The following is a 7,157-nucleotide window of genomic DNA, read 5'->3' as shown; positions in this document are numbered from 1 at the left end:
TGGGGCTTTTCCTGTTCCTCCTGGCACGAAAGCCAGAAGAGCCCCCGGTACAAAAAAAAAAACAAAAAAAAAACAACCCCCCCCCCCCCCCCCCCCCCCCCCCCCCCCCCCTCCCCCCCCCCCGCTCGCGTCTTGCCTAGTCGTCGTCCTTCTTGTTGCGCTCGGCCAGGAAGTGCTCGAACGCCGCGCCGAGCTCGTCGGCGGTGGGCATCCGGCCGTCCTGCAGCATCTCGTCGGTCTCTGCGGCCTCGGCGAACGAGTCGTACTGCTCCTCAAGGCTTTTCACGACGTCCGCGACCTCGTCGGACTCCGCGACCTGGTCGACGATGTCCGAGTCCACCTGGGCGCGTTCGAGTTCCAGCTCCTCGTCGGCGGGCAGGTCGAGGCCGGTGGCCTCGCGGATGCCCTCCAGGAGGCGGATCGTGGCGGCCGGGTAGGTCATCTGCATGACGTAGTGCGGCACGTGCACCGAGAGGCCGATCGCGTCGCGCCCGGACTCGCCCAGCCGGTACTCGAGCAGGCCCGCGGCGTTGCCGGGGACCGTGACCTCGTTGAACACCGGGCGGTTGTCGAAGACGAGTTCGGGCCGGGTGGCGTGCACCGTCATGCCGAGCGGCCGGGTGTGCGGCACCCCCATCGGGATGCCCTGGAAGCCCAGGGTGAGCGGCACGTGCCAGTGCTCGACGAGGTCCTCCACGGAGTCCACGAACCGTTCCCACGCGAAGTCGGGCTCGGGGCCCGTCATGAGCAGGAACGGCTTGTCCGAGGCGTCCCGCATCAGGTACACGACCAGTTGCGGGGCCTCGAAGTCGGACCAGCGGTCGATCGAGAACGTGAGGTTGGGCCGCCGGGACCGGTAGTCGATGAGCTGGTCGACGTCGAACGACGCGACCGGGGTGTGCTCGCAGGTCTTGAACAGGTGGTCCACCACCCCGCGACCCGCTTGGCCTGCGTCCATGAACCCGTCGAGGAAGTGCAGCAGCACCGCTCCCCGCGCGTCGGCCGGTTCTGCCAGGACCTCGCACAGTGCCCAAGGGTCAACGTTCAAAACAATCGGCTCCTTCTTCCTTGACGCCTTCGATGCTAACGCCCGGTGCCGACTTCCGATTCCCCCTCGGAGAGAAGTTCGGTGCAGCATCACGCCTTCGCCCGGCGCGCCGCGCCGCCGCGCTAGGGGGTGCTTGGGAATCCCCTAGCCCCAGACGTCGAACACCGGGGCGGGCTCGGCCGCGGGGCGAACCCCGAAGTAGCCCAAGGCGAACTCGTTGATCTCCTTGAACGCCTCGCCGGTCGTCGAGCCGCCGCCACCGCCGTCGGGGACGTAGACGCTCACGGCCACCACGTACTGCGGGTCCTCGGCCGGGGCGAAGCCCACGAACGAGGTCACATTGCCGGGGGCGTACGCGCCGTCGACCACGAGGCTGCCCGTACCGGTCTTCCCGGCCAGGTGGTAGTTCTCCAGCTGTGCGCTGCGGCCCGTGCCGGTCTCGGCCGCGATCGGCGCCTGCAGCAGGTACTGCAGGTCCTCGGCGGTCTCCTGCGAGATGACGCGGTGCGTCTCCGGCTCGGGTTCCTCCTGGGCCTCGCCGTCGGCGTCGATCCTGGCGTCGACGAGCGTGGGCTGCACGTAGACGCCGTCGTTGGCGATCGCGCCGTAGAGCGCGGCCATCTGCATGATCGTGGTCGTCCCCTCGTGGCCGATCGGCACGGAACCGTACGAGGTGCCCGACCAGTTGTCCGGCTCCTGGAGGATGCCCGAGGCCTCGCCCGCGATGCCCACGCCCGTGGGCTGGCCGAGCCCGAACGCCAGCTGGTACTCGTACAGCTTCTCCTTGCCGATGCAGTCGGCGAGCTCGATCGTGCCCACGTTGGAGGACTGGGCGATGATCCCTGCAAGGCTCAGGATCGCGTCGCCGTGCTCGTAGCCGTCCTTGTAGACGGTGTCGCCCTTGGTGATCGTCTGGTGCAGCGGCATGGTGCCGTCCGGCTCGATGCAGCCCTCTTCGAGCGCCGCCGCGAACACGATCGCCTTGTGGATCGAACCGGGGTCCACAGTGGCCTGGGTGCCGTAGTCGCGGTAGGCCTCTTCGGAATCGACCTCGAACGGGTTCGCCGCGTCGTAGGTCGGGGTCGAGGCCATCGCCAGCATCTCGCCGGAGCCGACCTCCATCACCATCGCCGAGCCGAACTCCGCGTCGTGCTCCTTCACCGTGTCCTGCAGGATGTTCTGCACCTGGTACTGGAGCTTGTCGTCGAGGGTCAGCTGGATGTCGTTGCCCGGCACCGCCTCCTCTTCGCGGTAGAAGGCGCCGGGGATGGCCAGGCCAGTCGACTGGCTGCGCTCGTAGGAGACCTCGCCGTCCTCGCCCGAGAGCCACTCGTCGTAGGTCGCCTCCAGGCCGCCGAGGCCGTTGCCCTCCTCGCCGGTGAACCCGATGACGTTGGCGGCCAGGTCGTGCCCGGGCACGACGCGGCGCTCGTCGTCGCCGATGATGAGGCCCGGGTTCTCCATCTCCCGGATCTCGTCGCCGACGCCGAGGTCGACGCCGCGCTGCAGGTACGCGAAGCGGATCGGGTCGCCCTGCGGGGTCTCCTTCGCGGCGATGATCGGTTCGAGCTCGGAGGCGGGACGCCCCAGGAGCCGGGTGAGGGTCGCGGCCAGCTCGGCCGGGTCACCCTCGACCATCACCGGGTCGACCGCGATGTAGTTCGCCTCCATCGAGTACGCGAGCCGGTTCCCGTTGCGGTCCAGGATCGCCCCGCGCTCGGCCGGCAGCGGCTCGGTCGTGAGGCGCTGGTTCAGGGCCTCGGCGGCGTACGCGGCCGAATCGGTGACCTGGAGCTGCACGAGCCGCGCGCCCGAGATCAGCAGCAGGATCATGACGAACGCCGCGGCCATGCGCAGGCGCCGCCGGGGGTTGCCGATGCGCGGCAGGCTCGCCTGCGGCCGGACCTCGATCGGCCCGGTGGCGCGGACGGTGCCGCGCGAGCCGCCGCGGCGCGGCGGGTTGACCGGGCCGGTGCGGCGGGTCGGCGAAGGGCGCACGGTCCCGGTGCGGCGCACCGGTTCCGAACGCGCGGACTCCGGTTCGGCCTGGCGCGGTTCGCTGACGACGCCGGTCTCGCGCTGGCGGCGCTCGCGGGAGCGGGCCGCGGCCTCGCGGCGCCTGCGCGCCGCGAGGTCGTCGGTCTCCTGCTGCTGGGTGTTGCGGTTGCGCTCGCGGCGCGCGGCCTCGCGGTCGCGCGCCCCGTTCTCGCGGGCGCGGTTGTCCTCCGCCCCCGCCGCCTCGCGGACGGTGCGGCCGCGAGGCGTATAACGGCGGGCTCGACTGATCGAGGAGGGGTCGCGCCGTTGACGGGGGTCGGATTCGGTCATCGACGTCCTTTACTCTTCGTTCCTCGGCACCTCGACGAGCTCGCCGCCGGGCAGGTACAGGAAGGTCACCTTCTCCGGCTGCACCATGCCGTACGTCTCGGCCATCGCCTGCAGGTTGCCCGGCGTGTCCAGCTGCGAGAGCTCGTCCTGGAGCGCCTGCTCGGTCTGGTCGAGCTCCCCGGCCTGGGTGCGCAGCTCCTGCAGCCGGTAGGCGTCCTCGTTGATGACCGTGTTCAGCACGAGCAGGCCGAAGATGCCCGCGACGACGAGCGCGAGCACGCCGCCGACGAACGCCGGGCGCGGCACCTCGACCGGCTCGGGCGCGGGCTTGGCCTTCGTCTCCGTGCGGGTGCGCGGGAGCACCACGGTCTCGCGCTGCGGCGCGGCAGGGGCCTCCACCGGCGGCGCCTCGACCGGAGCGGTCGCGGGCTGGACGGCGAGGTTGCCCTCGAACACAGGCGCGGATTCATCGGCGTCGCCGACGAGGCCGCGGCGCCGCGAGGACGCGGCGCGGGCCCGCCGACGGGCGGCCTTGATGATCTCGTCGGGGTCGGCTTGCGCGCGACGGTACTGGTCGCTCATGATGCGCCTCCTGCTCCTGTGGACGGTGCGATGCGCTCTGCTGCGCGGAGCCGGGCGGGCGCCGCGCGCGGATTGCGGTCGAGTTCGGTCTGCGTCGGTTGCTGGGCCTTCTTCGTGAGGAGTCGAAAGGTGGGTTCGGTACCGGGGAGGTCGACGGGCAGGCCCGCCGGGCTGGTGGAGGTGGCGCGCTTCGCCAGCTCCTGCTTGGTGATGCGGTCTTCGAGCGAGTGGTAGGAGAGCACGACGACGCGGCCGCCGGGGGCCATCACGTCGAGCGCCGCCGGGAGCGCGCGCTCCCAGGTGTCGAGCTCGCCGTTGACCTCGATGCGCAGCGCCTGGAACGTCCGCTTCGCCGGGTTGCCGCCGGTGCGCTTGCCCGCCTGCGGGATCGCGTCCTTGACGAGCTCGGCGAGCGCGCTGCTGGAGGTGATCGGGGCCCGCTCGCGGGTCTTGACGATGGCGGAGACGATGCGGGTGGCGAACTTCTCCTCGCCGTACTCGCGCAGGATGCGCACGAGGTCGCCGGGCGCGTAGGTGTTCACGACGATCTCGGCGGTGAGCGGGTCGTCCGGGTTCATGCGCATGTCCAGGCGCGCGTCCTGGCTGTACGCGAAGCCGCGGTCGGCCTGGTCGAGCTGCATCGAGGAGACGCCGAGGTCGAACAGGACGGCGTCGAGCTTGTCGAAGCCGTTGGCCTGCAGCACTTCCGGGATCTCGTCGTAGACGGCGCGGGCCGGGATGAACCGGTCGCCGAAGTCGGCGAGGCGCTTGGAGGCGAGTTCGAGCGCGGTCGGGTCGCGGTCGACGCCGATGACGGTGAGGCCGGGGTGGGCGGTGAGCATGGCCTCGGTGTGGCCGCCCGCGCCGAGGGTGGCGTCGACGTACAGCGCTCCGGGCCGCGAGGCGGCGGGCGCGAGGTAGTCGAGCACTTCGTCGAGCATGACGGGGATGTGCGGGGCGTTCGCGGCGTTCATTCCGCTCACCTCCTTCTCTACAGTCCTTCGGGCAGGTCGCCCTCTTCGATGTCGGCGAAGGCCTCTTCCGAGGCCTCCAGGTAGTCGTCCCAGGTCTGGGTGTTCCAGATCTCCACGCGGTTGGAGGCGCCGATGACCGCGAGCTCGCGGTCGAGTCCGGCGTACTCGCGCAGCCTCGGGGGGATGGTGACGCGGCCCTGCTTGTCGGGGACCTCGTCGTGGGCGGAGGCGAAGAACACCCGGCTGTAGGCGCGGGCGGTCTTGCTGGACATGGGGGCCTGCTGGAGCGCTTCGGCGATGCGCGTGAACTCCGCCTCGGGGAACACGTACAGGCAGCGCTCCTGGCCCTTGGTGATCACGACGCCCTCCGCCAGTCCTTCCCTGAATTTGGCGGGGAGGATGACGCGGCCCTTGTCGTCCAGGCGCGGGTTGTGGGTGCCGAGGAACATCGGCGCCACCCCCCGTGACTCTCAGGCTGCGCGGCCTCTCCGACCGCGTTGGCAGGACGATGGTCCCACCATTGCGCCCCACCTTACTCCACTCTCCCCCACCCTTGGGGGTTGTTTCGGCGCGGCATTCATGGTGGGCGTGGCGAAAAGGCTGGTCAGGGTTGGTGGAGGACAGTGGAGTGACGAGTGCGCAACATGGGCTCTCAAACGTGAATTTCGCTCGCCGTTCACCCGGAGGAGTGACAAGGGCCCCAACGGAACCGGTCCGGACGCGAGCGGGCGCGCACGGAGCGTGGCGAGCACGGGCACGGTGCGCGCCGGTGCGGTCACTGTGGAGTGAGCGGTGGGGGGAACTGGAGACGTCCGCGCTGCGCGGCGCGGGCGGCGCATCGGCGTTCGTCGCTGCCCCGAGTTGCAGGGGCGGGCCAACCTCACGCATCACGGCCACGCATCACGGGTTCCGGTGCGCATGTGACAAACTCTTCTGCATAGTCACCGGTTCCGATCAAGCCGAAAGCGAGCCTGCATGAGCGCGAATCTGACCCCCCGCGCGAAAGTCGCGACCACGCTCCTCAGGACCGCGGCGGCGCTGTCGCGGGCGACGGGCCGCGGCGACGGCTCGGTGATCGGCGGGCGCGTCGGGTTGATCGTCGAACCGCGGCTCCTGGAACTCCTGGCCGAGGGCCGACACGTCGTCCTCATCTCGGGCACCAACGGCAAGACCACCACGACCCGCTTCACGACCGCCGCGATCGAGGCGATCGGGAAGGTCGCGACCAACTCGTTCGGCGCGAACATGCCCACCGGGCACACCACGGCGCTCGCGAAGGCCCCGAAGGCCGAGTACGCGGCGCTCGAATGCGACGAGCACTACCTCGGGCAGCTGCTGGACGCGGCCAGCCCCAAGGTCGTGGCGCTCCTGAACCTCTCGCGCGACCAGCTCGACCGGGCCATGGAGGTCACGGCGCTGGCCGCGAAGTGGCGCCAGACCCTGCAGACCTCGGCCGGGCAGTCGACGATCGTGGCCAACGCCGACGACCCCCTCATCGTGTGGGCGGCCTCGGTCTGCCAGCGCGTGGTGTGGGTCGCGGCGGGCCAGTCGTGGACGGCCGACTCGGCGATCTGCCCCAACTGCGGTTCGCACCTGGACCGGTTCGGGGAGTTCTGGCGGTGCACGAACTGCGGCCTGAACCGGCCGAGCCCGCAGTGGTCGGTGGCGCAGGAGGGCGAGGCGGTGGTGGGCCCGGACGGGCGCCGCTACGAGCTGAACCTGCAGCTGCCGGGCCGGGTGAACCGCGCGAACGCGGCGACGGCGCTGGCGGTGGCGAGCCTGTTCGGGGTGGACCCGGCGCAGGCGGCGCCGCGGCTGTCGGAGGTCGCCTCGGTGGCCGGGCGGTACGCGAAGGTCGAGCGGGAGGGCCGCCACCTGCGGCTGCTGCTGGCGAAGAACCCGGCCGGGTGGCTGGAGTCGTTCGACATGATCGAGCCGAACCCGCCGGTGGTGCTGTCGCTGAACGCGCGCGAGGTCGACGGTTTCGACACGTCGTGGATCTACGACGTGGACTTCACGTCGCTGGCGGGCCGGAAGGTCGTGGTGACGGGCGACCGCCGCACGGACCTGGCGGTGCGCCTGGAGGTCGACGGGGTGGACTTCATCGTGGTGGACGACATCAAGGCGGCGATCGCGGCGGTGCCGCCGGGTCCGGTGGAGGTCGTCGCGAACTACACGGCGTTCCAGGACATCCGCGCCGAATTCAACCGGGTCAACTAGCGAGA

At 70.7% G+C, this 7,157-nt stretch carries 6 protein-coding genes; 1 reads left to right on the top strand and 5 read right to left on the bottom strand.

The annotated features are described in order from the left end of the window. Positions 1–136: 136 nt before the first annotated feature. From ACZ60M_RS01245 to mraZ, 5 genes are all read right to left on the bottom strand, one after another. Positions 137–1,048 (bottom strand): proteasome assembly chaperone family protein, encoded by a 912-nt coding sequence (locus ACZ60M_RS01245; protein WP_465413466.1) that lies wholly within the window; start codon positions 1,046–1,048, stop codon positions 137–139. A gap of 144 nt (positions 1,049–1,192) precedes the next feature. Then, positions 1,193–3,376 carry a peptidoglycan D,D-transpeptidase FtsI family protein gene (locus ACZ60M_RS01240; protein WP_465413464.1) on the bottom strand — a complete coding sequence of 728 codons (2,184 nt, stop codon included), beginning with the start codon at positions 3,374–3,376 and terminating at the stop codon, positions 1,193–1,195. A 9-nt stretch (positions 3,377–3,385) separates the two neighbouring features. After that, positions 3,386–3,958, bottom strand: coding sequence for a cell division protein FtsL (gene ftsL, locus ACZ60M_RS01235; protein ID WP_465413462.1), 573 nt, complete (start codon positions 3,956–3,958; stop codon positions 3,386–3,388). Then, positions 3,955–4,932 (bottom strand): 16S rRNA (cytosine(1402)-N(4))-methyltransferase RsmH, encoded by a 978-nt coding sequence (rsmH, locus tag ACZ60M_RS01230; RefSeq protein WP_465413460.1) that lies wholly within the window; start codon positions 4,930–4,932, stop codon positions 3,955–3,957. The genes ftsL and rsmH overlap by 4 nt, the downstream gene beginning before the upstream one ends. Before the next feature lie 17 nt (positions 4,933–4,949). Beyond that, positions 4,950–5,381 carry a division/cell wall cluster transcriptional repressor MraZ gene (mraZ, locus tag ACZ60M_RS01225; RefSeq protein ID WP_465413491.1) on the bottom strand — a complete coding sequence of 144 codons (432 nt, stop codon included), beginning with the start codon at positions 5,379–5,381 and terminating at the stop codon, positions 4,950–4,952. A 526-nt stretch (positions 5,382–5,907) separates the two neighbouring features. Between mraZ and ACZ60M_RS01220 the strand changes: the two genes are divergently transcribed. After that, positions 5,908–7,152, top strand: a complete 1,245-nt coding sequence (locus ACZ60M_RS01220) for a MurT ligase domain-containing protein (protein ID WP_465413458.1) — start codon at positions 5,908–5,910, stop codon at positions 7,150–7,152. Positions 7,153–7,157 lie beyond the last annotated feature (5 nt).

The sequence above is a fragment of the Glycomyces sp. NPDC050141 genome (assembly GCF_055586545.1).
Note: the sequence above shows the minus strand (reverse complement) of the source record. Positions and strands in the feature narration are given on the sequence as shown.

Bases quoted from the DNA above. Each gene is read 5' to 3' on its own strand.
- ftsL (WP_465413462.1), bottom strand. From the start codon at position 3,958: ATGAGCGACCAGTACCGTCGCGCGCAAGCCGACCCCGACGAGATCATC.
- mraZ (WP_465413491.1), bottom strand. From the start codon at position 5,381: ATGTTCCTCGGCACCCACAACCCGCGCCTGGACGACAAGGGCCGCGTC.
- ACZ60M_RS01220 (WP_465413458.1), top strand. From the start codon at position 5,908: ATGAGCGCGAATCTGACCCCCCGCGCGAAAGTCGCGACCACGCTCCTC.
- rsmH (WP_465413460.1), bottom strand. From the start codon at position 4,932: ATGAACGCCGCGAACGCCCCGCACATCCCCGTCATGCTCGACGAAGTG.
- ACZ60M_RS01240 (WP_465413464.1), bottom strand. From the start codon at position 3,376: ATGACCGAATCCGACCCCCGTCAACGGCGCGACCCCTCCTCGATCAGT.